This is a genomic window from Ramlibacter sp. 2FC (assembly GCF_005503345.1).
GTDB lineage: Bacteria > Pseudomonadota > Gammaproteobacteria > Burkholderiales > Burkholderiaceae_C > SCMQ01.
Map to the genome: position 1 here is coordinate 24,502 of NZ_SCMM01000006.1, position 25,991 is coordinate 50,492.

At 70.9% G+C, this 25,991-nt stretch carries 21 protein-coding genes; 5 read left to right on the forward strand and 16 right to left on the reverse strand.

Annotation, left to right across the window (positions count from 1 at the left end; all coding sequences use genetic code 11):
• Positions 1–28 precede the first annotated feature (28 nt).
• Entirely contained in the window at positions 29–898 is an 870-nt protein-coding gene (locus FFS10_RS04275) for a LysR substrate-binding domain-containing protein (RefSeq protein ID WP_137891840.1), read from the forward strand.
• 6 nt (positions 899–904) lie between these two features.
• On the opposite strand, the gene FFS10_RS04280 is transcribed toward FFS10_RS04275, so the two are convergent.
• Positions 905–1,372, reverse strand: a complete 468-nt coding sequence (locus tag FFS10_RS04280) for a hypothetical protein (protein WP_137891843.1) — start codon at positions 1,370–1,372, stop codon at positions 905–907.
• A gap of 178 nt (positions 1,373–1,550) precedes the next feature.
• On the opposite strand from FFS10_RS04280, the gene FFS10_RS04285 reads away from it, so the two are divergent.
• Positions 1,551–3,053, forward strand: coding sequence for an FAD-linked oxidase C-terminal domain-containing protein (locus FFS10_RS04285; protein ID WP_137891846.1), 1,503 nt, complete (start codon positions 1,551–1,553; stop codon positions 3,051–3,053).
• Between the two features lie 24 nt (positions 3,054–3,077).
• Here FFS10_RS04285 and dinG read toward each other — a convergent pair whose 3' ends face one another.
• The 4 genes from dinG to xsc form a co-directional block, all read right to left on the reverse strand.
• Entirely contained in the window at positions 3,078–5,276 is a 2,199-nt protein-coding gene (dinG, locus tag FFS10_RS04290; RefSeq protein ID WP_137891848.1) for an ATP-dependent DNA helicase DinG, read from the reverse strand.
• 66 nt (positions 5,277–5,342) lie between these two features.
• Positions 5,343–6,383 carry a YeiH family protein gene (locus tag FFS10_RS04295; protein WP_137891851.1) on the reverse strand — a complete coding sequence of 347 codons (1,041 nt, stop codon included), beginning with the start codon at positions 6,381–6,383 and terminating at the stop codon, positions 5,343–5,345.
• Between the two features lie 80 nt (positions 6,384–6,463).
• Positions 6,464–7,492 carry a bifunctional enoyl-CoA hydratase/phosphate acetyltransferase gene (locus FFS10_RS04300; RefSeq protein ID WP_349654575.1) on the reverse strand — a complete coding sequence of 343 codons (1,029 nt, stop codon included), beginning with the start codon at positions 7,490–7,492 and terminating at the stop codon, positions 6,464–6,466.
• Between the two features lie 10 nt (positions 7,493–7,502).
• The gene (gene xsc / locus FFS10_RS04305; protein ID WP_137891855.1) at positions 7,503–9,320 is read right to left on the reverse strand and encodes a sulfoacetaldehyde acetyltransferase; all 1,818 of its coding nucleotides are present in this window, start codon (positions 9,318–9,320) and stop codon (positions 7,503–7,505) included.
• A gap of 165 nt (positions 9,321–9,485) precedes the next feature.
• On the opposite strand from xsc, the gene FFS10_RS04310 reads away from it, so the two are divergent.
• Genes FFS10_RS04310 through FFS10_RS04320 form a run of 3 tightly spaced genes read left to right on the forward strand, consistent with a single transcriptional unit; the run spans position 9,486 to position 13,056 of the window.
• On the forward strand, positions 9,486–10,307 hold the full coding sequence (locus FFS10_RS04310) for an IclR family transcriptional regulator (RefSeq protein ID WP_137891857.1): 822 nt from the start codon (positions 9,486–9,488) through the stop codon (positions 10,305–10,307).
• Between the two features lie 21 nt (positions 10,308–10,328).
• Positions 10,329–11,309 carry an AAA family ATPase gene (locus tag FFS10_RS04315; protein WP_137891860.1) on the forward strand — a complete coding sequence of 327 codons (981 nt, stop codon included), beginning with the start codon at positions 10,329–10,331 and terminating at the stop codon, positions 11,307–11,309.
• Positions 11,310–11,313: 4 nt separating this feature from the next.
• On the forward strand, positions 11,314–13,056 hold the full coding sequence (locus FFS10_RS04320; protein WP_137891862.1) for a cobaltochelatase CobT-related protein: 1,743 nt from the start codon (positions 11,314–11,316) through the stop codon (positions 13,054–13,056).
• Here FFS10_RS04320 and FFS10_RS04325 read toward each other — a convergent pair.
• The 11 genes from FFS10_RS04325 to FFS10_RS04375 all read right to left on the reverse strand — a co-directional run bounded on the left by FFS10_RS04325 (position 13,044) and on the right by FFS10_RS04375 (position 25,750).
• On the reverse strand, positions 13,044–14,036 hold the full coding sequence (locus FFS10_RS04325; RefSeq protein WP_249931167.1) for a Bug family tripartite tricarboxylate transporter substrate binding protein: 993 nt from the start codon (positions 14,034–14,036) through the stop codon (positions 13,044–13,046). The two genes, FFS10_RS04320 and FFS10_RS04325, sit on opposite strands and share 13 nt — an antisense overlap.
• A 20-nt stretch (positions 14,037–14,056) precedes the next feature.
• Positions 14,057–15,106 (reverse strand): adenosine deaminase, encoded by a 1,050-nt coding sequence (add, locus tag FFS10_RS04330; RefSeq protein WP_137891864.1) that lies wholly within the window; start codon positions 15,104–15,106, stop codon positions 14,057–14,059.
• A 95-nt stretch (positions 15,107–15,201) separates the two neighbouring features.
• Positions 15,202–16,164: a LysR family transcriptional regulator gene (locus FFS10_RS04335; protein ID WP_171016015.1), complete on the reverse strand. Its 963-nt coding sequence runs from the start codon at positions 16,162–16,164 to the stop codon at positions 15,202–15,204.
• A 175-nt stretch (positions 16,165–16,339) separates the two neighbouring features.
• Complete coding sequence (locus FFS10_RS04340; protein WP_137891868.1) at positions 16,340–17,302, reverse strand: CobW family GTP-binding protein; 963 nt, start codon at positions 17,300–17,302, stop codon at positions 16,340–16,342.
• A gap of 6 nt (positions 17,303–17,308) precedes the next feature.
• Positions 17,309–18,958 (reverse strand): amidohydrolase, encoded by a 1,650-nt coding sequence (locus tag FFS10_RS04345; protein ID WP_137891871.1) that lies wholly within the window; start codon positions 18,956–18,958, stop codon positions 17,309–17,311.
• A gap of 32 nt (positions 18,959–18,990) precedes the next feature.
• Entirely contained in the window at positions 18,991–20,199 is a 1,209-nt protein-coding gene (locus tag FFS10_RS04350) for an amidohydrolase family protein (RefSeq protein ID WP_137891873.1), read from the reverse strand.
• A 1-nt stretch (position 20,200) separates the two neighbouring features.
• Positions 20,201–21,235: an oligopeptide/dipeptide ABC transporter ATP-binding protein gene (locus FFS10_RS04355; protein ID WP_137891875.1), complete on the reverse strand. Its 1,035-nt coding sequence runs from the start codon at positions 21,233–21,235 to the stop codon at positions 20,201–20,203.
• On the reverse strand, positions 21,232–22,239 hold the full coding sequence (locus FFS10_RS04360; protein WP_137891877.1) for an ABC transporter ATP-binding protein: 1,008 nt from the start codon (positions 22,237–22,239) through the stop codon (positions 21,232–21,234). The genes FFS10_RS04355 and FFS10_RS04360 overlap by 4 nt, the downstream gene beginning before the upstream one ends.
• Positions 22,239–23,153 carry an ABC transporter permease gene (locus FFS10_RS04365; RefSeq protein ID WP_137891879.1) on the reverse strand — a complete coding sequence of 305 codons (915 nt, stop codon included), beginning with the start codon at positions 23,151–23,153 and terminating at the stop codon, positions 22,239–22,241. The genes FFS10_RS04360 and FFS10_RS04365 overlap by 1 nt, the downstream gene beginning before the upstream one ends.
• On the reverse strand, positions 23,150–24,127 hold the full coding sequence (locus FFS10_RS04370; RefSeq protein ID WP_137891881.1) for an ABC transporter permease: 978 nt from the start codon (positions 24,125–24,127) through the stop codon (positions 23,150–23,152). The genes FFS10_RS04365 and FFS10_RS04370 overlap by 4 nt, the downstream gene beginning before the upstream one ends.
• 21 nt (positions 24,128–24,148) lie before the next feature.
• Entirely contained in the window at positions 24,149–25,750 is a 1,602-nt protein-coding gene (locus FFS10_RS04375; protein WP_137891883.1) for an ABC transporter substrate-binding protein, read from the reverse strand.
• Between the last annotated feature and the right edge of the window lie 241 nt (positions 25,751–25,991).

Here is a 25,991-nt window from a genome sequence, read left to right on the forward strand (position 1 = left end):
CCCCGAAAGCGTCACGCGAGACTCAGACATGACCATCAGGATTCCCCCGGTGCAATGCCTGCTGACCTTCGAGGCGCTGGCGCGCCTGCGCAGCGTGACGCAGGCGGCCGAGGAGCTGTGCGTGACGCCCAGCGCCGTCAGCCACCGCGTGCGCCAGCTCGAGCAGATCATTGGCACCAAGCTGTTCGGCCGCGCCGACTTCTCGCTGACCACCGAGGGCAGCGAGTACCTGGCCCATGTGCGCGAGGGCCTGGCCTCGCTGCAGAGGTTCCCCGGCGCCGCCGCCTCGCCGGGCAAGCGCAAGCTCAAGCTCGCCGTGACGCCGACCTTCGCGCGCTCCATCCTGATGCCGCGCCTGCGCCAGTTCGCCGAGGCCTACCCCGAGATCGACCTCACGCTGCAGGTCAGCATCCCGCTGCTGGACGTGGTGGCCGAGGACGCCGACCTGACCATACGCTTTGGCACCGGCCGCTACGCCGACGTCGAGCACCTGTGCCTGATCAAGGACGAGGTCACGCCGCTGGCCTCGCCGGCCTGGATACGCGAGAACGGGCCGTTCGACGCGCCCGAGGACCTGCTGCGCGCGCCGCTGCTGCGCAGCCCGCTGGAGCCCTGGCGCACCTGGTTCGCCGCCCACGGCCTGGACTGGCCCGAGCCCATGGAGGGATCGTCGTTCAACGACATCGGCCTGATGTGCGACGCCGCGGCCCAGGGTCTGGGCGTGGCCCTGGTGCGCCTCAAGCTCGGCGCGCCCTGGATAGAGAACGGCTCGCTCGAGCGCCTGTACGCGCGCAACGTGCCCAGCCCGCACGCGCATTACCTGTGCTGGCGCACCGGCGCCATGGAGCGCTGGGAATGCGCGGCCTTCGCCGAGTGGCTGAAGAAGAGCGTGGCCTGATCCCGCTCAGGGCGCGGCCGGCGCCTCGACCGAGGTGACGGGGCCGGCCGATTCGAGCAACTGGGGCGCAGCCGGCGCCACCGCATCCGCCGGCGCCTGGTCTTGTGCCGCCGGCTCCGGAGCGGCCACGGTCGTCTGAGGCAGTTCGCTCGAATGCACGGCCAGCGCGCGGTATTCGCAGTCGCGCTGCCAGCGCTGGCGCTCGGCCGGCGCCACGCGCGCCTCGCGCAACCGCTGGCGGCATTCGCGCAGCACCAGGCGCTCGCCGTCGGCGCGGCGTACCAGGCATGCGCGCAGCAGCTGCCGCCGCTCCTCGCCCTCGGCGCCCTGCAGTTCCTGCTGGCAGAACTGCATGCGCGTGGGCAGCGGCCCCTCGAACAGGGCGGTCTGTGCGCCGGCCCAGAGGCTGGCGCTCCCCAGCAGGCAGGCCAGCAGGGGCTGGGCAATGGTAGAGGGACGGACAGAGGGCACCATGGTCCGAGGTTAGGCCTGGGCCGCGGCCCGGCGCACGGTCACCACGTTTTTCCTGTAACTTTCTGTGCCGGCGGCCGCCATGCCGAAGAAAGCGCTTCAGCCTCCGCTGTAAAAATCCTCACGCGCCGGGCCCGCGCTTTCGCCTACAGTGACGGATGAATTCAGCCCGTCCCGCGCCATGAACGACCCAGCCACCCCCACCTCCCAGCCCGTGCCCGACAAGGCCCAGCGCCAGGCGCAGATCGTGCAGGCCCTGTCTACCGTGCTGCCCGGGCACGCCATCCTCTACACGCCCGAGGACACCGTGCCCTACGAATGCGACGGCCTGACCGCCTACCGCGAGCGCCCGCTGGTCGTGGCCCTGCCCGAGAGCTACGAGCAGGTGCAGGCCGTGCTGCGCACCTGCCATGCGCTGCAGGTGCCGGTGGTGGCGCGCGGCGCCGGCACCGGCCTGTCGGGCGGCGCCATGCCGCACCGCCTGGGCGTGACCCTGTCGCTGGCCAAGTTCAACCAGATCCTGAAAGTGGACCCGGCGAGCCGCACGGCCGTGGTGCAATGCGGCGTGCGCAACCTGGCCATCAGCGAGGCCGCGGCGCCCCATGGCCTGTACTACGCGCCCGACCCCTCGAGCCAGATCGCCTGCACCATAGGCGGCAACGTGGCCGAGAACTCGGGCGGCGTGCACTGCCTCAAGTACGGCCTCACGGTGCACAACGTGCTCAAGGTCAAGGGCTTCACGATCACGGGCGAGCCGGTGGAGTTCGGCGCCGACGCGCTCGACGCCCCGGGCTACGACCTGCTGGCCCTGGTGATAGGCAGCGAGGGCATGCTGGCCGTGACCACCGAGGTCACCGTCAAGCTGGTGCCCAGGCCCCAGCTGGCGCGTTGCATCATGGCCAGCTTCGACGACGTGCGAAAGGCCGGCGACGCCGTGGCCGCCGTGATCGCGGCCGGCATCATCCCGGCCGGCCTGGAGATGATGGACAAGCCCATGACGGCGGCCGTGGAGGATTTCGTGCATGCCGGCTACGACCTCAGCGCCGAGGCCATCCTGCTGTGCGAGAGCGACGGCACGCCCGAGGAGGTCGAGGAGGAAATCGGTCGCATGAGCGCCGTGCTGCGCGAGGCCGGCGCGACCGCCATCGCGGTGAGCCGCGACGAGGCCGAGCGCATGCGCTTCTGGAGCGGGCGCAAGAACGCCTTCCCGGCCTCGGGCCGCATCAGCCCCGACTACATGTGCATGGACTCGACCATCCCGCGCAAGCGCCTGGCCGACATCCTGCTCGCGATCCAGGACATGGAGAAGAAATACGGCCTGCGCTGCGCCAACGTGTTCCATGCCGGCGACGGCAACCTGCACCCGCTGATCCTGTTCGATGCCAACGACCCCGACCAGCTGCAGCGCTGCGAGCTGTTCGGCGCCGACATCCTCGAGACCAGCGTGGCCATGGGCGGCACGGTGACCGGCGAGCATGGCGTGGGCGTGGAGAAGCTCAACAGCATGTGCGTGCAGTTCTCGGCCGCCGAGAACGAGCAGATGTTCGGCGTCAAGCGCGCCTTCGACCCCCAGGGCCTGCTCAACCCCGGCAAGGTCATCCCCACGCTCAACCGCTGCGCCGAGTACGGCAAGATGCTGGTGCGCGGCGGCCGCCTGGCCTTCCCGGGGATCGAGCGGTTCTGAAGGGCGCCGCTTCGGCAGCCGCCGTCATGCCTGCGCCGCGACCTCCTGGGATACGCCCAGCGGCCGGCCCTCGGCGTCCCGGCGCAGCCGCGTGAACGGCGGCAGGCCCTGCAGCAGGCGCTGGCCGTAGGCGGTGCGCGTGAGGCGCCGGTCGTAGCAGGTGACCTCGGCGCGGTCGGTCTCGGTGCGGATCGCGCGCCCCGCCCATTGCGCCAGGCGTATCGCGGTGGCCGGCACCACGAGCTCGCTGAAGGGGTCGCGCCCGGCGCCGCGCAGCCACTCGGCGCGCGCCTCGCCCACCGGGTCGTCGGGCGGCGCGAACGGCAGCTTGGCGATGAACAGCGATTCGCACAGCGCCCCGGGCAGGTCCAGGCCCTCGCCGAAGGACTGCATGCCGAAGATCACCGAGGGCCCGCCGGCCTCCACCCGCTCGCGGTGGCGTCGCAGCAGCACGGCGCGCGGCAGCTCGGTCTGCACCAGCACGGTCTCGCGCAGCGCGGCCGGCAGGGCCTGCACGGCCACGCGCATCTGCTCGCGCGAGGTGAACAGCACCAGGGCGCCGCGGCGCACCGCGGCCAGGTCGCGCACCAGGGCTTGGGCCATCTCGGCGTTGAAGCCGGCCGCGTCCTTGGGGTCGGCCAGGGTCTCGGCGGCGATGAAGCGGCCCTGGGCCGCGTAGTCGAAGGGGCTGGCCACTTCCAGCGTGGCGACGGCCGGGTCGCCGTGCAGGCCGGCCTCGCGCAGGAAGAAGTCGAAGCGGCCGCAGCTGGTCAGCGTGGCCGAGGTGACCACGGCGCCGCGCACCGCCGACCAGAGCTGGTGGCGCAGCGTGGCGCCGGGCAGGATGGGGCTGGCATGGGCCTTGACCACGATGAACTCGCCGTCGACCTCGCAGCTGAACCACTTGGCGGCCGGCACCTCGCCGGGGCCGGCCTCCTGCAGCAGCAGTTGGGCCGTGGCGTGCACGGCCTCCAGCCGCGGCGCCAGCATGCCGATCTGCGCGTACAGCGTCGACAGGCGCCGCGCCTCCCCGGGCTTGTCGCGGATCTCGGCGCGCAGGGCCTTGGCCACCGCGCTCACGCAGGCCAGGAAGGACTCGGCCGTGACCGACAGCAGGCGCAGCGGCTCGTCGAGTGCCGCCGGCAGCTCGCCGCGCGGCAGGCGCGCGCGCGCCGGGCCGCCGCCGCGCGGCGCCTCCTTGAGCGCCGAGCCGTAGAGGTCCATCACCAGGCGCGACAGGTCCAGCAGGGTCTGGCGCAGCTGGGCCGCCAGGCGCGGCACATCGGCCACCTCGGACACCGCGACCAGGCCGCCTATGCGCAGCGTGCGGCGCGCCAGTTGCTCCACCCAGTGGCTGCGGCTGAGGTCCATCTGGCAGGCGAACTGGTCGAGCGCCGTGGCGGGCAGGTGGTGGCCCTCGTCCAGCACCAGCAGGCAGTTGTCGAGCTCGGGCAGCAGGCGCGAGCCCAGCGAGGACAGCAGCAGGTCGTGGTTGGCCACGATGACCTGGGCGCCGACCAGCTCCTTGCGCTTGTCGTAGTACGTGCAGTTGGCAAACGCCGGGCAGTGCTTGCCGGTGCAGGAGCTGGCCTCGGCCGAGACCGGACGCCAGAGCTCGGCCTCGGGCGGATCGGCCAGGCTGTCGCGGTCGCCGTCCCAGGCGCCACCGGCCAGTTCGCGCGCCATGGCGGCATAGGCCTGGCGCTGTGCCTCGCTGTCCTGGCGCGCGGGCGGCGGGCCGCCGGCCTCGGCCTCCTCGTCGGCGAACAGGTCCTCGTCCGCCTCGGCCTCGGCCTGGCCGGCCAGGCGCGCCAGCTTGAGCTTGCAGACATAGCGGCCGCGCCCCTTGGCCAGCGCATGGCGGAAGGGCTGGGGCATCTGCGCCGCCAGCGCCGGCAGGTCCTTGTGCACCAGTTGCTCCTGCAGGGCCACGGTGGCGGTGGCGATCAGCACCCGGGTGTTGCGCGCCAGCGCCAGGGCGACGGCCGGCGCGCAATAGGCCAGCGACTTGCCCACGCCCGTGCCGGCCTGGATCACGGCCACGGCGCGCGCCGGCTCGGCCTCGTCCTCCTGCGCCTTGCCCAGGCCGGCCTGGCTGAAGACGCGGGCGACCTGCTCGGCCATCTGGCGCTGGCCGGGGCGGTCGCGCAGCTCCCCGCTGGCCTGGACCAGGTCGTCGAAGGCCTGCAGGGCGGATTGGGCGAGCGCGGAGGGAGAAGACATCGGGGGCCGGGGTCTGAAAAACCCTCGAGTGTGGCACGAGCGCGCCCCACTCTCAGCCCCGGGGCGTCAAAGCCAGCAGATCGCCACCAGCACCAGGCCCGCCATCCACAGGGTCTCGGTCAGCAGCAGCAGCAAGGGGCGCCAGCCGGCGCTGGCCAGCTCGCGGAACGAGGTCTTCATGCCCAGGGCGGCGATGGCCGTGACCAGGCAGGCGCGCGAGAGGTCGCCCATCCCCTGCTGCAGCGCCGGCGCCACCGCGCCCAGCGAATTGGCCAGTACCAGGCCGACGAACAGCCACAGGAACCAGGGCACGAGGCGCTGGCGCCGGGCCGTGGGGCCGCCGTCCGCGGCCTCGCGCTGGCGCTTGAACGCCAGGGACACCACGAGCACGACCAGCGCCAGCATGGACACGCGGAACAGCTTGACGATGGTCGCGTAGTCGCCCGCCTCCTGGCCCAGGGTGTAGCCCGCGCCGACCACCTGGGCCACGTCGTGGATGGTGCCGCCCAGGAACAGGCCGGCCAGCTCGGGCGGCAGGTGCAACAGCCGCGCCACCAGCGGGTAGAGCACCATGGCCAAGGTGGACAGCACGGTCACCGTGACCACCACCATCAGGGTGAAGCGCTCGCCGTCCTTCTCGCGCGGCAGCACGGCCGAGATGGCCAGCGCGGCCGAGGCGCCGCAGATCGCGACCGCGCCGCCCGAGAGCACGCCCTGGGCGCGCGTCAGGCCCAGGGCGCGGCCCAGCAACCAGCCGCACAGCAGGGTGGTGAGCACGGCCGCGATCACGATGGCCGCCGTGTGCCAGCCCAGGCCTGCGATCTGGGCGGCCGTGATGCGCGCGCCCAGCAGGCCCACGCCCAGGCGCAGCACACCGCGCGCGCAGAACTCTATGCCGGGCCGGGTGCGCGCCTCCTGGCTCAGGTAGTGGAAGGCCACACCGAAGAACAGCGCGTAGAGCAGCTGAGGCCCGCCGTGCAGGGTGGAAACCAGGGTGGCGGCCATGGCCAGCACGGCCGACAGGCCGGCGCCGGGCAGCAGCCGGGCCAGCGGCGCGAAACGCGTGGCGGGTCCGGCCAGGGCGGCGGTATCGGGCAAGGCGCTCATGCGAGCCCCCACGCTTGCCACTTCGTGTGCGGCGCTGCCCCCCAAGGGGGCCTTCGCGCCTTGGGACGGCCCGGCGGCGCTCATGCCGCCTGCTCCAGCGGTGCGGCGGCGGCGCCCATCAGCACCGCCAGCGCGCAGGAGGCGATGCGGCTGGCCACCGAATCGGAGCGGCTGGTCAGCACCACGGGCACGCGCAGGCCCAGCACCAGGCCGGCGCATTCGGCGCCCGCCATGTAGACCAGCTGCTTGTAGACCATGTTGCCGGCCTCCAGGCTGGGCACCAGCAGCAGGTCGGGGCGGCCCGCCACCTCGGAGACGATGCCCTTGTTGCGCGCCGACTGGGCCGAGATCGCGTTGTCGAAGGCCAGCGGGCCGTCGAGCACGCCGCCGCGGATCTGGCCGCGGTCGGCCATCTTGCACAGGGCGGCCGCGTCTATGGTGCCGGGGATGGCCGGGTTCACGGTCTCCACGGCCGACAGCACGGCCACGCGCGGCCTCGCGATGCCCAGGGCCTGGGCCAGCTCGATCGCGTTCTGCGCGATGTCGCGCTTGTCCACCAGCGTGGGCGCGATGTTGACCACGCAGTCGCTGATCAAGAGCGGCCGGTCCATGCCCGGCACGTCGAGCACGAAGACATGGCTGGCGCGGCGCACGCCGCGCAGCCCGGCCTCGCGCGCCAGAGCCGCGGCCAGCAGCTCGTCGCTGTGCAGGCTGCCCTTCATCAAGGCCTGGGCCTGGCCGTCGCGGCACAGGGCGGCGGCGGCCGCCGCGGCGGCAACCGGGTCGTCGGCGGTCTCGTGCAGGCGCAGCGCGCCCAGGTCGACATCGGCCTCGGCGGCGGCGGCCGCGATGCGCGCGCGCGGCCCGACCAGGATGGGCTGGGCCAGGCCGGCGCGGGCGGCCGCGCGCGCCGATTCCAGCGAGTTGCGGTCGCAGGGGTAGGCGATGGCGAGGGGCAGCGGGCCGCGCTCGCGCGCGGCCTCGACCAGGGCGTGCAGGTGCGGATGCGGGTGCGCCGTTGCGGGTTCAGGGAGGGCCATGGCGGGTCTCGTGGAGGTGGGACGGGGCGCGCCGCTGGCGGTGAAGCCGGGCGGCGCGCGCAGGCTCAGACGCGGCGGCTCAGACGTAGTCCTTGTACTTCTCGAGCAGGCGCACCGGCTTGGCCAGGGCGTCGCGGCGGAACGGGTCGCCGAGCTCGCGCGTACACATGACCTCGATCACGCAGGTCTTGCCCTGGTTCATCTGCAGGTCCACCGCCTTCTTGAGCGCCGGGCCCACGTCCTCCAGCCGGTCGACCACGATGCCCTCGGCGCCCATGGCCTTGGCGATGCCGGCGAAGCTCTCGCTCTCCAGCTCGCCGGCGACGAAGCGGCGGTTGTAGAAGTCGACCTGGTTCTTCTTCTCCGCGCCCCACTGGCGGTTGTGGAACACCACGGCCGTGACCGGGATGTTGTGGCGCACCGCGGTCATGGTCTCCATCAGGCTCATGCCCCAGGCGCCGTCACCGGCGTAGGCGATGGCCGGGCGGTGCGGCGCCGCGACCTTGGCGCCCATGATGGTCGGCAGGGCGTAGCCGCAGTTGCCGAAGCTCATGGGCGCGAAGAAGCTGCGCGGCTTCTCGAAGCGCAGGTAGCTGTTGGCCACCGAGTTGATGTTGCCGATGTCGGTGGAGACCATCACGTCGGCCGGCATGGCCTTCTCGAGCTCGCGCAGCACCTGGCGCGGGTGCAGGTACTGGCCGCCCGAGAACGGCTTCTCGTTGGCGTTCTCCTCGATCATGTCCAGGCTGTAGGGGTCGCGCTCGTGCGTCCACTCGTCGAGCTCCTGCTCCCAGGCCGCCTTCTCGGTGGCGATGCGGTCGGCGCGCTGGCCGCGCGTGGCATCGCAGGCCAGGGTCTTGCCGGCCAGGCGCTGCACCAGGGCCACGGCCGCGGCCTTGGCGTCGCCGCAGATGCCGACCGAGATCTTCTTGACCAGGCCCAGCATCTTGTGGTCGGCGTCGATCTGGATGATCTTGGCGTTCTTGGGCCAGTAGTCCATGCCGTGCTGCGGCAGGGTGCCGAAGGGGCCCAGGCGCGAGCCCAGGGCGATCACCACGTCGGCCTGGGCCATCAGCTTCATCGCCGCCTTGCTGCCCTGGTAGCCCAGCGGGCCGCACCACAGCGGATGGCTGGCCGGGAAGCTGTCGTTGTGCAGGTAGCTGTTGACCACCGGCGCGCCCAGGCGCTCGGCCAGGGCCTTGCATTCCTCCACGCCGTCGGCCATGACCACGCCGCCGCCCGAGAGGATGACCGGGAACTTGGCCGTGGCCAGCAGCTCGGCCGCCTCGTTGAGGCTGGCTTCGCCGCCGGGGCCGCGGTCCAGGCGCTGGGGCTGGGGGATCTCGGCGCTGATCTCGCCGTAGAAATGGTCGCGCGGGATGTTGAGCTGGGTCGGGCCCATCTCGCTCATCGCGCGGTCGAAGCAGCGCGCCGTGTACTCGGCCATGCGCTTGGGGTTGTTCACATGGCCCTGGTACTTGGTGAACTCCTGGAACATGGGCAGCTGGTTGGCCTCCTGGAAGCCGCCCAGGCCCATGCCCATGGTGCCGGTCTCGGGGGTCACGATGACCACCGGGCTGTGCGCCCAGTAGGCGGCTGCGATGGCGGTGACGCAGTTGCTGATGCCGGGGCCGTTCTGGCCGATCACCACGCCGTGGCGGCCCGAGACGCGGGCATAGCCGTCGGCCATGTGGCCCGCGCCCTGCTCGTGCACCACGGGGATCAGGCGGATGCCGGCCGGCGCAAAGATGTCCATGGCGTCCATGAAGGCCGAGCCCATGATGCCGAACATGTCGGTCACGCCGTTGGCGACCAGGGTTTCGACGAAGGCTTCCGAGGGGGTCATCTTCTGCACGCCGCTGGCAACGCTGCGGCTATCGCGGGAGGGTTGGCTCATGAGGGTCTCCTGTGGTCTAGGATCGGTTGCACAAAAATTCGATACGTTTCATTCCGAATTTCGAAATGTGAGCGAAATATAGGATGGGAAACGGCGAAAGTCAACACAAATCTCGGAATTCAGAATTTTTTTCACTGTTTTTCGGAATTCGACTATCATGAAGCCATGGAAATCGTGCCCAACCCCAAGTCGGACCTGGTCGAGATCAACGGCGACACGCCCACCATGCGGCTGTTCGCCCTGCTCGAGGTGATCGCCTCCAAGGACCAGCTGTTCTCGCTGCAGGGCCTGGCGGAGGAGACCCGCCTGCCCAAGCCCACCCTGCACCGCATGCTGCAGCAGCTGGAGAGCGCGGGCCTGCTCGAGCGCAGCGTGGACGGCCGCCACTACGGCACCGGCGTGCGCCTGCGCCGGCTGGCCGAGAACCTGCTGCTCAACGACACCTTGCACGGCGCGCGCCACGCCGTGCTGCGCCGCCTGGTCGAGGAGGTCGGCGAGAGCTGCAACCTCACCGCCCTGTCGGGCAGCGAGGTGGTCTACCTGGACCGGGTCGAGACCGTCGCGCCGCTGCGCTTTTACCTGCACCCGGGCTCGCGCGTGCCGGTGCACTGCTCGGCCAGCGGCAAGGTCTTCCTGGCCGAGATGACGCCCTCGCAGCGCCAGCGCCTGCTCGCGCATGCGCCGCTGGAGGCCTACACGCCCAAGACCCTGACCGAGATGGCGCTGCTCGAGCAGGAGATCCGCGAGGTCAAGCGCCAGGGCTTCGCGCTCGACAACGAGGAGTTCCTGCCCGGCCTGCTGTGCGTGGCCGTGCTCGTGCCCTCGGCCAGCGGGCGCTCCAACCTCTGCGTGGCCGTGCAGGCGCCCATCATGCGGCTCACGCCGGACAAGGCCCTGCAGCTGCTGCCGCCGCTGCAGCGCGCCGCCGCGGCGCTGAGCCGCATCGAGGGCGACGCCATTCCCACGCACGGCGCCGCCAGCGCCTGAGACCCACCCCGAGGAGAAGCCATGGTCGAGCCCTGCACCGCCCGCCCCCAGCGCATGGTGTCCGTGCGCGAGCTGTTCGGCATAGACAGCGATCTGCAGGCGCCTGCCTTCGTCGAGCGCGACGAGCATGTGCCCGAGATCGACCCGGCCTACCGCTTCAACCCCGACGTCACCCTGGCCCTGCTGGCCGGCTTCGGCCGCGACCGGCGCGTGATGGTGCAGGGACTGCACGGCACGGGCAAGTCCAGCCACGTCGAGCAGGTGGCCGCGCGGCTGAACTGGCCCTGCGTGCGCGTCAACCTGGACGGCCACATCAGCCGCCTCGACCTGGTCGGCAAGGACGCCGTGGTGCTGCGCGAGGGCCTGCAGGTCACCGAGTTCCAGGAGGGCATCGTGCCCTGGGCCCTGCAGCGCCCGGTGGCGCTGGTCTTCGACGAGTACGACGCGGGCCGCCCCGACGTGATGTTCGTGATCCAGCGCCTGCTCGAGCGCGACGGCAAGTTCACGCTGATGGACCAGAACCGCGTGCTGCGCCCGCACCGCCATTTCCGCCTGTTCGCCACCTGCAACACCGTGGGCCTGGGCAACCTCAACGGCCTCTACCACGGCGCCCAGCGGCTGAACCACGCGCAGATCGACCGCTGGAACATCGTGGCCACGCTGAACTACCTGCCGCCCGAGGAGGAGACCGCCATCGTGCTGGCGCGCGTGCCGCGCCTGGACGACGAGGCCGGCCGCGCCCTCGTGGGCCGCATGGTGGCGCTGGCCGAGCTCACGCGCCGCGGCTTCGCGGCCGGCGACCTGTCCACGCTGATGTCGCCGCGCGGCGTGATCACCTGGGCCGAGAACCTGGAGATCTTCCGCGACCCGGCCCTGGCCCTGCGCCTGTCCTTCGTCAACAAATGCGACGAGGCCGAGCGCCCTCTGGTCGCCGAGTATTTCCAGCGCTGCTTCGACCGCGAGCTGGCCGAGTCCTACGCGCTGGCCTTGCCCGCCGCCTGATGCCATGGCCACGCCCCAGGCCGCCGCGCGCCACCAGCAGCGGGTCGAGGCGCTCTGCGCCGGGGCGATACGCGCGCTCTGCGGCGACCCGGCCCTGCATTTCCGCGGCCGGCGCCTGCACCGCGGCCAGCGCGCCCTGCCCTTGTTCGCCCCGCACCTCGCCCCCTCGCTGGAGCAGGACGACTTCGCCTCGTTTCGCGGCGCGGCCGACGGCATGGCGCTGCGCCTCGCGCATTCCGACGCCGCGCTGCACGCCGCGCTGAGCCCGGCCGAGCCGCTGCCGCGCCTGCTGTTCGAGATGCTCGAGCAGCTGCGCTGCGAGGCCCTGGCCGCGCCGCAGCTGCCTGGCCTGCTGAGCAACCTGCGGCACCGCCACGCGCAGTGGTCGCTGGCCTTCCACGACAGCGGCCTGACCGAGACCGCCACCGGCATCCTGCTCTACACCGTGGCCCAGGTCTGCCGCGCCCGCGTCACGGCCGAGCCCGTGCACGAGGCCACGGAGGACCTGATCGAGGCCACGCGCATGGCCCTGGTGCCGCGGCTGGGCCACGCGCTGGCCGGCCTGCGCCGCAGCCGCTTCGAGCAGGCCGCCTACGCGCGCCATGCGCTGGCCATCGCCGACGCGGTAAGCGGGATGATCCGCGAGGCCGGGCAGGAGGCCGGCGCCGCGCCAGGCGAGCAGGCGCCCGAGGCCGGGCGGCCACGGCGGCGCCAGGGCTTCAGCCTGTGGCCGGACCTCGAGGGCGGCGACGGCGGCGGCATCGCGACCGTGCACTCGGCCGACAGCCGCGTGCTCGCCGAGGCCGAGGACGGCTACCGCGTCTACACCCGCGCCTACGACTGCGAGCTGCCGGCGGCCTCGCTGGTGCGCGCCGCCCTGCTGCGCGAATACCGCGAACGCCTGGACCGCCGCATCGCCGGCCAGGGCCTCAACCTGGCGCGGCTGGCGCGCGAGCTCAAGGCCAGCCTCGCGCTGCCCCGGCGCGAGGGCTGGGAAGGCGGCCAGGAGGCCGGCCACATCGACGGGCGGCGCCTGCCCCAGCTCATCGTCTCGCCCAGCGAGCGCCGCCTGTTCCGCATCGAGCGCCAGGACCCGGCGGCCGAGGGCGTGGTGAGCTTTCTGATCGACTGCTCGGGCTCGATGAAGCAGCATGTCGAATCCGTGGCCCTGCTGGTCGACGTCTTCGTGCGCGCGCTCGAGCAAGCCGGCCTGGCCAGCGAGGTGCTGGGCTTCACCACGCGCGCCTGGAACGGCGGCCGCGCCCAGCGCGACTGGCTGCGCGCCGGCCGCCCCAGCCACCCGGGCCGGCTCAACGAGGCCTGCCACCTGGTGTTCAAGCATGCCGACCAGCCCTGGCGCCGCGCGCGACCCGGCATCGCGGCCCTGCTCAAGGCCGACCTGTTCCGCGAAGGCATAGACGGCGAGGCCGTGGACTGGGCCTGCGCGCGCCTGGCCGCACGCGGCGAGCCGCGCAAATGGCTGGTCGTGGTCTCGGACGGCTGCCCCATGGACAGCGCGACCCAGCTGGCCAACGACGCCCATTACCTCGACCAGCACCTGCGCGAGGTCGTGGCGCGGCGCGAGGCCGAGACCGGCATCGCCATCTGCGGCCTGGGCGTGGGCCTGGACCTCAGCCCCTATTACCGCCGCAACCTTGCCATCGATCTCCAAGCGCCGGTGGACAACGTCTTGCTCGGCAGGCTCGCCGCGATACTTGCACGCTGCCGTCCTTCCTATTCCGCCTGAATCCGACCACGGACGACCACCTCCGAAAACTTCTTCTCCTCGCGCTTGAGAAAGGCCGCGAAGTCCTCGGGGCCCAAGCCCAGGCTGGTCACGCCAGCCTCGGCGAATTTCTTTTGCAAATCGGGAGAACGAAGGACTTCCGTCAGTTCCCGATGCAGCCGGGCGATGATCGCGGCGTCGGTGCCGGCGGGAGCGAAAATGCCCTGCCAAACCGAAACCTCCACGCCCTTCCAAGCCGGCACCTGGGCCAGGGGAACGATGCCGGGCATGGCTGCAGATGCCGAGGCGCTCATGACACCGTAGGCCCGGATTTTGCCGGCCTGCACCTGCTGCATCACCAGCGACAGCGGCAGGACAGCCAGGTCGATCTGGTTGCCTGCCAGGTCGGTCACGATCTGGGCCCCTGCGCGATAGGGAATATGCACGACGGAGATGCCGCCCTGCTGCTTCAGGAGTTCGCCGCCCAGGTGCAGCGAAGTGCCCACGCCGGAAGTGGCGTAGCTGTACCTGCCGGGAGCCGCCTTGATGGCCGCATAGAGGTCGGCGGCCGTTTGGGGAGCGAGTTCGGGCTTGCCCACCAGCACCAGCGGCTGCGATCCGAGCAGCGTCACCGGCATCAAGTCCCTCAGGCCGTCGTACTTCACGGTCGAGGGCGTAACCATCTTGGCAATCACCACCGAACTCTCGACCGACAGCAGCAGGGTGTGGCCGTCCGGTTTGGCGCGTATCGCCTTCTCGGTGCCGATGACGCCGCCCGCACCGGCCACGTTCTCGATGACCACAGGCTGGCCGAGCCGTCTCGCGAGGTCGGGCGCCACCCAGCGCGCCATGAGGTCGACGTTGCCTCCGGCCGCGTAGGGCACGATGAGCGTGATCGGTCGGGACGGCCAGGGATCGGCCATGGCCGACAGGGCAGCCATCGCGGTGACCAGGGCGAATGCAGAGCGCAGCAGGGGGCGCAGGAAGGAACGGATATTCATGATGAAGTCTCTGGGCAGGATCAAACGGTTTCGTGATTCGGGGACGGGGCTTCCAGCGCAGCGATCTGGCACAGGAAATCCTGGCGCAGCTCGGCCTTCGCGGCAGCGTCCAGCCAGCAGGCGTCCACACCGGCCAGACTGAAGCGCTTGGCTTCGTCCCAGCCCCAGTTCAGCCCCTCGAGAACATGGCGGTAGGTGTGGGCCAAGTCCGTATGGAACATCGCAGGGTCGTCGGTGTTCAGCGTGACCTGGAGACCGGCCGAGGTCATGCGCTCGATGGCCGCCAAGCGGCGCGACCGGTTCGCCGCGACGCTCGTGATGCCGCAGACGGCGAAATAGATGCCGCTGTCGCGCGCACGGTGCACGGCCGACTCACAAGCCAGCAGGTTGTAGCCATGGTCCAGACGATCGCAGTGAAGAATGTCCAGGCAGGCGTCGAAGTTCGAAGGCGGCGCCTCGGCGAGCGTCTGGTTGTCTTCGCAGACATGCGCGGTCTTCTTCAGGCCGGCCCGCGTCGCGCGCCTATAGATGTCCTCGAAGCGTGCCGGTGGGCCGGCGCGCTCCGGGCCGTCGAGGCCAATGCCGACGATGCGCTCGTGCCGGTGACCAACGATCAGGTCCATCGTTTCGTTGGCGCTGGCGACACTCCATTCGCGGTCGAAAGAAGCCAGGAGCAAGGCAGAGACGGGGAAGTCACGCTCCGCGGCCTCGATGCCCGCGACCAGCCCTTCGACCTGCGCCGCATAGGCGGCGCCCGCGGGAATGAAGTACTGGGGATTGAACGACATCTCGATGTGACGGACATTGCTCGACCGGAACGCGTCCTCGATGGCTTCATACGCCACCCATTCGAAATCCTCTGGACGCCGCAGCACCCGGGCAACCAGCCGCAGCAGGTCGATGAAGTCATAGAAGTCGCGGTAGACATACAGCTCTTCCACCGGCCGGGGCAGAGGCTGGCCATACTTGCCGGCCAGCGCTGCGAGCGTCGCCGGCCGCAGCGTTCCGGCCAGATGGCAGTGCAGTTCCACTTTAGGCAACTGCGTGATGAGCGAGGGGATAGCTGGCATGTCTTGGGACTCCTTGGATGAGGATGTCCAAACATTAAGCAGTCGATGCGTCGAACGCCAGACCGCTTGAAGTACTTTGGCCTATAGCAGGGCTGTTATGACCGGTCCGTTGCGCGCTTCAAGGCGCGGGCCGCCGCCACGAGTTCCGAGCGGAACCACGCCAGCGCGCGATTCCTGTGCGTCCGTTCGTGCCAGACCAGGTTGTAGCGCAAGGGTTTGATGGCCACCGGGAACGGCAGCAGTTTCAGCGCATGGTCGCGCGCGAGCTGCTCGGCGAACAGCCGACCGGTCGAGAAGACCAGATCGCTGCTGGCCAGGATCTCGGGCGCCAGGCCGAGAAACTGGGTTCGCACGGCGGTATGGACCGACACCCCCAATTCCGCCAGCAGCGCGTCCATCACCGACCCTTGCCCAGCCAACTGCTCGAGAGACGCCAGGTGCGCCGCCCGGCGGTAGGCTTCCAGCGTCAGCGGCGCTTGCGTCAGCGGATGTCCTTCCCGCACGACGCACACGAATTCGTCGCTCAGAAGACGGGTGGCGCGCAGGTGCGGCGGCAGTTCAGGCCAGACCGTGATTGCCATGTCGATGTCACCCTCGCCCAGTTGCTTGTAGTAAGCGAACCGCTCGCCCAGTCCACGGATGACAATCTCTGAATCCGGTGACGCCTGGGACACTCGGCGTATGAGCTCGGCGTAGAAAGGCCGTGGCAGAAAATCGTAGGCGGCCAGAACGAAGCGCTGCCGCGCCGTCGCAGGACAGAACTCATTGCCACCGCCGCTCAGCAGGGAAAGGTCAGCGAGAATCCTGCGCACCGGAGCCCGCAGCGATTCGGCCTGCTCGGTCAGCACCATGCGGTTGCCGACGCGCACCAGCAGGGCGTCGCCCGTCAATTCCCGCAACGCCTTCAGATGCCGGCTGAGCGCCGGTTGCGCAATGCCCAGCCGCATCGCGGCTCCCGAGACACTCGCTTCCTGCAGCAAGGCATGGAGCGAGCGGATCAGGGATTCGTCAAGGCGGCGCCCGGGTTCTATTTCGTGGACGGTGGTCGCAGATTTCATGGGGCCAAAGATGCACCACTCGGGCATGAGTGGCAAGACCCGCCGTCACGCGCGCGCATCCTCGCGCACCATGTCGGCCGCCTTTTCGGCCGTCATGACGATGGGCGCGTTGGTGTTGCCCGAGACCAGGTGGGCATGGCCGAGCCGTCGACGACGATGTCGTCGAAGCGCTCGCTCATACCTGTGCCTGCGCCGCCGCGGCGCCGAAGACCGCATCCAGGGCGGTCGCTGGCAGCCGGTCGGCCAGGGCGATGGCGACCACGGCCGCGCCCTCGGCTGGCGCCCCGCCCGCCGGGCGCAGCGCGCCATGCCGGCCCGCGAACTGGATTTCGGCCCAGCCATGCTCGTCGGTGCGCACGATGCCCTTCAGGCGCAGCACACCGGCCGGCATGTCGCGCAGCACCGCGCGCAGGACCTTGGCCGACATCAGACCCGAAGGCCGGTAGCACCAAGTCTCGAACTGGCCGCCGTGGTCGGGCCCGGCTTCCGGCCCATGGTGGGCATGGCCGCAGCCGGGGTCGGCGCAGGCCTCTGCATGCGGCAGGGCCGCGCCGCTCAGCAGCGCCAGCGGCAGCTCGGCCTGCACGGTCTCGCAGACCGGCGCGCGCGGCGCCGCCTCGGCCAGCCAGTCGCGCACGCGCTGCAGCCCGGCGCCGTCGGCCACCAGGTCGGTCTTGTTGAGCACCACCAGGTCGGCCTGGGCCAGCGGGCGCCGCAGCGCATCGGCGAGCAGCGGGTCGGCGGCCTGGGCCAGCGCGGCACTGGCGTCGACCAGCACGATCACGCCGTCCAGCACCAGCTCGGGCGCGGCCATGCCGAGCTGGGCGATGCGCCAGGGGTCGGACACGCCGCTGGCCTCGACCAGCACGGCGTCAAAGGGCGGCTGCGCCTCCAGGACTTTGATCAGCGCGGCGCTGAGGTCGCCGCCGATGCTGCAGCAGACGCAGCCGTTGGTCAGGGCGATGGTGTCGCCGGCGCTCGAGGCGACCAGGCCGGCGTCGATGTTGAGCGCGCCGAAGTCGTTGACCAGCACGGCCAAGCGCCGCCCCGCCGCAGCGCGCAGCAGGCGGTTGAGCAACGTGGTCTTGCCGGCACCGAGGAAGCCGCCGATCACGGTGAAGGGGATGCCGGGCGTCATCGCCACCTAGCCCGCGGCGAACACGCGGCCCGAGAGCACCGTGCCCCAGACGCGCAGGTCCTTGAGGCGCAGCGGGTCCATGACCAGGGGGTCGTCCTCGAGCACGCAGAAGTCGGCGCGCTTGCCGCACTCGATGCTGCCGATCTCGTGGTCGAGCTTGAGCGTCCAGGCCGCGCCCAGCGTGATCGCGTGCAGGGCCTGCGGCACGCTCAGCCGCTCGGCCGCGCCGAGCACGCGGCCCTTGGGCGTGAGCCGGTTGACCGCGCACCAGGCGGTGAACAGCGGGCCCAGCGGCGTGACCGGCGCGTCCGAGTGGATGGCCAGCGGCACGCCCGCGGCGAGCGCGCTGGCGCAGGCGTCCAGGCGCTGCGCGCGGTCCGGACCCATGGTCATCTCTGCATGCTGGTCGCCCCAGTACCAGAGGTGGTTGGCGAACAGGTTGGCGCAAAGGCCCAGCGCCGCCATGCGGCGGAACAGGGCCGCGTCGATCATCTGGCCATGCTGCAGCGTGTGGCGGTGGTCGGGGCGCGGGTGGCGCGCCAGCACGCGCTCGATCGCGTTCAGCGCCACCTCGCTGGCCTCGTCGCCGTTGGTGTGGCTGTGGATGGTCAGGCCGGCGCGGTGATAGGTCTCGAAGTCGGCCTCGTACTGGGCCGGCGCCGTGACCCAGATGCCGTTGGGCGCGCCGTTGAAATAGCCCGGCCAGCGCAGCCGCGCCGAGAAGCCCTGGATCGAGCCGTCGAGCATCATCTTGACCAGGCCGTAGCGCAGGCGGTCGCTGTTGCGCGCCATCAGCGTGCGCACATGCTCGGCGCCCTCCCTGGCGCCATGCGTGCCGTGAAAGGCCTGGAAGGCCGGCAGGATGCGCACGCTGTAGTCCTCGCGCGCGCAGGCGCGCTCCAGCGTCGCGCAGTCGGCCTCGCCCAGCTTGTTGACCAGGTCGGTCGCGGTGGTCACGCCCTGCATGCGCGCGATCGCGGCGAAGCCTTCCATGCCGGCGTCGTCCATGGGCGCGAGCAGGCCGGCGTTGCCGACCTTGCGCAGCACCGGGAACATGGCGGCCGGCTCCTGCAGCTCGCCGGTCGGCTCGCCGTTGGCGAACTTGATCACGCCCTCGATCTCGCAGTCGCGCGTGATGCCGGCCAGGCGCAGCATGGCGCTGCTGACGTTCATCAAATGGCCGTTGGCATGGGCGATCACGATGGGCCGGGTGGCCGAGGCGCGGTCCAGGTGGACCACGCTCATGCGTTCGGCGCCGAAATAGATCGGGTCGAACCCCCAGGCGATCAGCGGCGCGTCGGCGGCCTGCCCCTGGTCCTGCATCTGGCGGTCGACTTCGGCGAGCCGCGCCACCACCGCGTCCATGGAGCGCAGGCCGGGCCAGACGCGGCCCTGCGGGTCGCGCCGCTCGAACCAGCCCAGGTAGGGCAGGCTCCACATGCCGCCTTCCTTGAGGTGGCAATGGCCCTCGACCAGGCCCGGCATCAGCACCTTGTCGGCAAAGCGTTCGTCGAGCTCGAAGTCGCCCCAGGCGCGCATGGCGGCCAGGTCGCCCACGGCCAGGATGCGCCCCTCGCGCACCGCCACATGGCTGGCCTCGGGCTGCATGGGGTTGAGGGTGAGGATCTTGCGGGCGACGTAGACGGTGGTGGGCATGCGGGGCGATGGGGTCAGGGGTAGGGAGAAGCTCAGTCCAGCGGCGGCAGCAGATCGCGGCCGTCGCGCGCGACCACGCGGCCGCGCTTGAGCACCCAGCGCGGGCGCGGGTGCAGGGCCACGGCCTCGGCCGCGCATTCGGCCGGCACCAGCACCAGGTCGGCCGCGCAGCCGACCTCCAGGCCATAGTCCTGGGCGCCCATCAGCTGGGCGCCGCCGTAGGTGGCCATGCGCAGCGCCAGTTCCAGGCCGGGGTCGTCGCGCAAGCCGTTGAGGTAGGCGATCAGGTAGGCGCGCTCCAGCATGTCGCCGGTGTTGAGCGGGCTCCAGCAGTCGCGCACCCCATCCGAGCCGGTGAACAGGCGCACGCCGCGCTCGGCCAGCAGGCGCACCGGCGGGAAGGGGATGCCGCCGACCGGGCCGTGGCTCATGATGGCGATGTCGTTGTCGAGCAGCAGCTCGATCATCTGCTCCAGGCGCTCCGGCTCCAGCCCGCCCAGGCAGAAGGCGTGGCTGATCGCCACCCTGCCCTTCAGGCCCAGGGTGCGGGTGCGCTCGGCAATCATCGCGATCGTCATGGCGCCGGTCTCGCCGCGGTCGTGCAGGTGGATGTCGATGCCGCAGCCGCGCCGCTCGGCGATCGCGAAGATGGCGTTGAGCTGGCCCTTGGGGTCCTGGTCCACGCCTATGGGGTCTATCCCGCCTATCACCTGCGCGCCCGCCAGCACGGCCTGGTCCAGCAGGTCCAGGGTGCCGGGGCGGATCATCACCCCGGTCTGCGGGAAGGCGACGATCTCCAGGTCGATGAACTCGCTGTGCGCGGCATGCATGGCCTGCACGCCGTGCAGGTAGGCCAGGCCCATGTCCAGGCCCACGTCCACATGGGTGCGCACATGGGTGGTGCCGCGCGCCACCATGTGGCGCAGCAGGCGCGCGCTCTGCAGCTCGGAGGACAGGCGCAGCTCCTTCATGACGCGGCGCTCGTTCTCTATGCGGTCGAGCAGCGTGGGCCCGGCCTGGTGCGGCTGCCAGGGCAGGCCCCACAGCGTCTTGTCGACATGGGCATGGGCATCGACATAGCCCGGCAGGGCCAGGCAGCCCGCAGCGTCGATGCGCTCGGTGTCCGGTCCGGCGTCGAGGCCGGTGCCCAGGGCGGCGATGCGCCCGCCACGGACCAGCAGGTCGGCGCGCGGCCCGCCCCACAGCCGCGCGCCCTGGATCAGCAGTTCAGGACCCTTCATGTCAAGCCGCCTTGGGCAGGAACAGCAGGGGCCTGGCCACGCCGCCGACCACCTCGATGCGCCGGCAGCGCACCCAATGGCCGGGCGTGAGCTCGCGCAGCGGCGGCAGCTCGGCCGCGCAGGCCGGCTCGGCCGCGGGGCAGCGTCCGGCAAAGCGGCAGCCGGGCGGCGGCGCGATAGGACTCGGCGGGTCGCCGACCAGGCGTATGCGCTGGGCCGCGCGTTCGCGCCCGCCCTTGACCGTGGGCACGGCCGACATCAGGGCCACGCTGTAGGGGTGCAGCGGGTTGGCGAAGAAGGCGCGGCGCGGCGCGCGCTCGACGATCTGGCCCAGGTACATCACGGCGATCTCGTCGCACAGGTGCTCGACCACGGCCATGTCGTGCGAGATGAACAGATAGGTCAGGCCCAGCTCGCGCTGCAGCCGCGCCAGCAGGTTGAGGATCTGGGCGCGTATCGCCACGTCCAGCGCCGAGACCGGCTCGTCGCAGACCACCAGGTCGGGCTTGGTCGCGAGCGCCCGCGCGATGTTGATGCGCTGGCGCTGGCCGCCCGAGAACTGGTGCGGGAACAGCTGCTGCTGCTCGGGCCGCAGGCCCACCTGGGTGAACAGCTCGGCCACGCGCTCGGTGCGCTGGGCCGGCGTGCCGACATTCATCAGGTCCAGCGGCGCGCGCACCGCGTCGCCCGCGCGCTGGCGCGGATTCAGCGAGGAGAACGGATCCTGGAAGATGATCTGCACGCGCCTGCGCGCCTGGCGCAAGGCCTCGCCTTCGAGCGTGCCGAGGTCGGTGCCGCCCAGCGTGACCTGGCCCGAGCTCATGGGCGCGAGCCGCATCACCGCCAGGGCCGTGGTGGTCTTGCCCGAGCCCGACTCGCCGACCACGGCCAGCGTGGTGCCGCGCGCGATCTCGAAGGACACGCCGTCCACGGCCTTCACGACCTCGGGCGGCTTGAGCCAGCCCGTGCGGGCGCGCGGGAAATGCACCTTGAGGTCGCTGACCTGGAGCAGCGGGGAGGAATTGGCTCTCATCATGCTGCCCTCCGCAAGGGTTGCGCCTGCAGCCAGCAGGCCACGCCGTGGCCGGCGCCGGTTTCGAGCATGGGCGGCACCTCGGCCGCACAGCGCGCCATGGCATGCGGGCAGCGCTCGCGGAAGGCGCAGCCGCTGCCGATCTCCCAGATCGAGGGCACGACGCCCGCGATCTCGGTCAGCTCTACGCGCTCGGCATGGCGGCTGCTGCCGAGCTCGGGCAGGCAGTCGATCAGACCCTGGGTGTAGGGGTGGCCGGGGCGGGAGAGCACCTGCTCGGCCCGGCCCTGCTCGATCACGCGGCCGGCGTACATCACCATCACGCGGTCGGCCATCTCGGCCACCGCGCCCATGTCGTGCGTGATCATCACGATGGCCGTGCCCTTGTCGCGCTGCAGCTCGCGCAGCAGGTCGAAGATCTGGGCCTGCACCGTGACGTCGAGCGCGGTGGTCGGCTCGTCGGCGATCAGGATGTCGGGCCGGCAGGCCAGGGCCATCGCGATCATCACGCGCTGGCGCATGCCGCCCGACATCTGGTGCGGGTATTCGTCGACGCGCCGCTCGGGCGCCGGGATGCCGACCTGGCGCAGCATCTCGATGGCGCGCTCGCGCGCCTGCTTGGCGTCCAGCCCGGCGTGCAGGCGCAGCGACTCGGCGATCTGGTCGCCCACGGTGTAGACCGGGTTCAGCGAGGTCATGGGCTCCTGGAAGATCATGGAGATGCGGTTGCCGCGCACCTCGCGCATGCGCGCCTCGCTGGCCTGCAGCAGGTCCTCGCCCTGGAAGCGGATGCGGCCACCGCGTATGCGTCCGGGCGGCGAGGGAATCAGGCGCAGCAGGGCCAGGGCGGTCATGCTCTTGCCGCAGCCGGACTCGCCGACCACGCACAGGGTCTCGCCGCGCCGGACCTCGAAGTCCACGCCGCCCAGCACCAGGGCCGTGCCGCGGCGCGTCCTGAATTCGACCTGCAGGTCCTCGACCTGCAGCAGGGTGTCGGGGGTAGCCATCAGCGTTCCCTCAGCTTGGGGTTGAGTGCGTCGTTCAGGCCGTCGCCGATCAGGCTGACGGCCAGCACGGTGAGGAAGATGGCCGCGCCGGGGAAGGCCACGGCCCACCAGCTGGTCAGCACGTAGGGGCGGCTGGAGCCTATCATCAGGCCCCAGCTCATCTGGTTGGGGTCGCCCAGGCCGAGGAAGGACAGGCCGGCCTCGAACAGGATGGCCGAGCCGACCGCCAGCGTGGCCGAGACCACCAGGGGCGGGAAGGCATTGGGCAGGATGACTTTCCAGATGATGCGTGCGTCGCGCGCGCCTATGGCGCGCTCGGCGCGCACGAACTCCATGCCGCGCACCTTCATGAACTCGGCGCGCGCCAGCCGCGCCGTGCCGGTCCAGCTGACCACACCTATGGCCAGGGTCACGGTGAGCAGCGAGGGCGAGAACAGCGTCACCACCACCATGGCGAACAGCAGGGCCGGCAGCACCTGGAAGAACTCGGTCACGCGCATCAGCAGGGCGTCGACGCGGCCGCCGTAGTAGCCCGCCATGGCGCCCAGGGTCACGCCTATGCTGACCGAGAGCAGGGCCGCGACCACGCCGACCAGCAGGGTGGCGCGGCCGCCGTGGATCAGGGCCGCGAGCACGTCGCGGCCCAGGTAGTCGGTGCCCAGCCAGGCCTCGGCACTGAACGGCGGCGTCAGCGGCGCCGCCACGATCTCGAAGGGGTCGGCCGGCCACAGCCAGGGCCCGAGCAGGGCCAGGGCCAGCACCATCGCCAGCAGCAGGCTGCCGGCGATGGCCGAGGGGTTGCGCGCGAACATGCGCAGCGCCTCGCGTGTGGGGCTGTAGCCGCGCGCGGGCGCTAGCCGCGGCGCCGGGCTGGGCTTGCCCTGTGCCTGCGGAAGGGTCAGGCTGGTCTTCATGATGTCTTGATCCTCGGGTCGATCAGGCGGTAGGCGTAGTCGGTCAGCAGGTTCATCACCACCACCACGATGGCCGAGAAGAGCAGCACGCCCAGGATGGTCGGGTAGTCGCGCCGCAGCACGGACTCGAAGGCCAGGCGGCCCAGGCCGGGCCAGTTGAACACGGTCTCGACCAGGATGGCGCCGGCCATTACGTTGCCGAACTGCAGGCCCAGGATGGTGACCACGGGCAGCACGGCGTTGCGCAGCGCATGCTTGTAGAGCACCACGCGCTGGGCCAGGCCCTTGGCGCGCGCGGTGCGGATGTAGTCCGAGCCCAGCACGTCCAGCATGGAAGCGCGCGACAGCCGGCTGTACTGCGCCAGGTAGACCAGGCCCAGGGTCAGGGCCGGCAGCACCAGGTGGTGCAGCACGTCCAGCGCATCGACCAGGCCGCTGGCGCCGGCCGAGTCGATGGCGCGCATGCCCGAGATCGGGAACAGCGGCAGGGCCGAGGCCAGCAGCAGCACCAGCATGATGCCGGTCCAGAACACCGGCGCCGCGAAGCCGACCAGCGACAGCGCGTTGATGCACTGCGACAGCAGGCCGTTGGGCTTGCGCGAGGACAGCACGCCCAGCGTGGTGCCGACCACGAAGGCGCCGAGCACCGCGCTGAGGACCAGCAGCAGCGTGGCCGGCACCCGCTCGGCGATCAGCTCGGCCACCGGCAGGTTGAAGAAGTAGGAATGGCCCAGGTCGCCGCTCGCCACCTTGCCGAGGTAGACGCCCAGCTGGGTGTGCAGCGGCTGGTCCAGCCCGTACTGCCTGCGCAGCTCGGCCTTGAGCTCCTCGCTCATGCCGCCGCTGGCGCCGGCGATGGTTTCCACCGGGTCGCCGGGCGCGGCATGCACCAGCACGAAGTTGAGCACCACCACGGCCAGCACCAGGGCCAGGGCCTGGCTGAGGCGCGACAGCGCGAATTGAAGGGCACGCATCAAGCTCTCCTGAGTCGCCGCTTACTTGAGGTAGACCTCGTCGTAGGGCGCCAGCGGCCCCCAGATCGTGGTCGGCAGGTTGCCCAGCTTCTTGCTCGCGGCGGTGTGGAAGGGCACCTGGTTGATGAAGTGGATGGGCAGGTCGTCGGTGACGAGCTTCTGGAAGGTCGCGTAATAGGCCTTGCGCTGGGTCGCATCGAGCAGGCCGCCGGCGGCGTTGAGCAGTTCGTCGACCTTGGGGTTGTTGTAGGACTGGGTATTGGTCCAGACGATGGGCTTGATGTTGCTCGACAGGTAGGTGCGGTGCACGCCGATGATGGGGTCGCCCCAGTTGAAGACCACGTCCATGGTGAGGTCGAAGTCCTGGCTCGCGATGCGCTTGGCCCAGGCCGGGAAGTCGGCCGAGGCGCGCGTCTCGGCGATGACGCCGATCTTCTTGAGCTGGGCGCGCACGTACTCGGCCACGGTCTTCTGCTGGTCGTCGCTGCCCGGCGCGTAGTCTATGGTCAGCTTGAAGCGCTCGCCGTTGGCGCCCGGCTTGTAGCCCGCCGCGTCGAGCATGGCGGCGGCATTCTTGAGGTCCACCGGGTACTTGACGACATCCGCGGTCGCGAAAGGGCTGGCGGCGACGATGGGGCCGTCGGCCGGCTGGGCGAAGCCGCCCATCAAGGCCTTGGCGACGAAGTTCTTGTCGATGGCCGTGGCGATGGCCTTGCGCACCTGCGGGTCGGAGAAGGGCTTGCGCGCGGTGTTGAAGGCCAGCCAGTTGAGCGCGCCTATGCCTTCGTAGCCCTTGGGCGTGAGCGTGACCTGCGGGTTGTCCTTCAGGCGCCGCAGGTCGGTAGGCACGCTGACCATGGGCAGCATCTGTATGCTGCCGCGCTCGAAGCCCAGCATCAGGCTGGAGGCGTCGGGCGTGTAGTCGATCACCAGCTTGTCCAGGTAGGGCTTGCCGGCCAGGAAGAACTTGTCGAAGCGCTCCAGCGTGACGCGCTGGCCGGGCTTGAAGTCGACGAACTTGAACGGGCCCGAGCCCACGATGTCGGTGCTGTTGCGCGGATGGCTCTTGAGGTCCTGGCCGTCGCCGTAGACATGCTTGGGCAGGATGGGGCACAGGGCCGGCGACATGGCCAGCACGATGGCCGGGTGCGGCGTGCTCATGCGCACGATGGCTGTCTGCGGGTCGGGCGTGTCGACCTTCTCGACCGGGCCCAGCATGGTGGTGAACGGATGGTTGGCCTTGATGGCCATGATGGAGAAGGCCACGTCGGCCGAGGTGATGGGCTTGCCGTCATGGAACAGCGCGCCCTTGCGCAGGTTCAGCGTCAGCGACTTGCCGTCCTTGGACAGGGCCCAGCTCTCGGCCAGGTAGGGCTGGGCGTTCCACTTGTCGTCGAAGCGCAGCGGGCTCGCGAACAGCTGGGTCGAGGGCAGGGCCGTGGCCACGCCCGACTGCACGGCGCCGTTGAGATGGCGCGGCGTCTGCGTGTAGCCGACCACCAGGGTGCCGCCGCGCTTGGGCGCCTCCTGTGCCTGGGCGGCGGACCAGGGAGCGGCGAGCGCGGCGCTCAGCCAGAGCAGCGCGGCGAGGCTGCGGCGCCGGGGGGCTTGGGGGGTTGGCATGGTTTGTCTCCTGGAGTATTCGTGCAGCGCGGAACGGCTTGGCATGCAACGAAGTCTCGTCAAGGCCACCGGTGCGGCGTAGAGCCAAACGCCCGCATTCGATGGGGCCAGAGGCCTGGGGTTTTCACGGGTGCGTGCCCCCCTGGGGTGCAGGCGCGCACGGACCCGGTGCGGCGGGGCCGTGCGCAGAAGCTTTTGGGGACCCGCCGCCGGAGCTGGCGGCGCGAGAAAGGGACGGCGA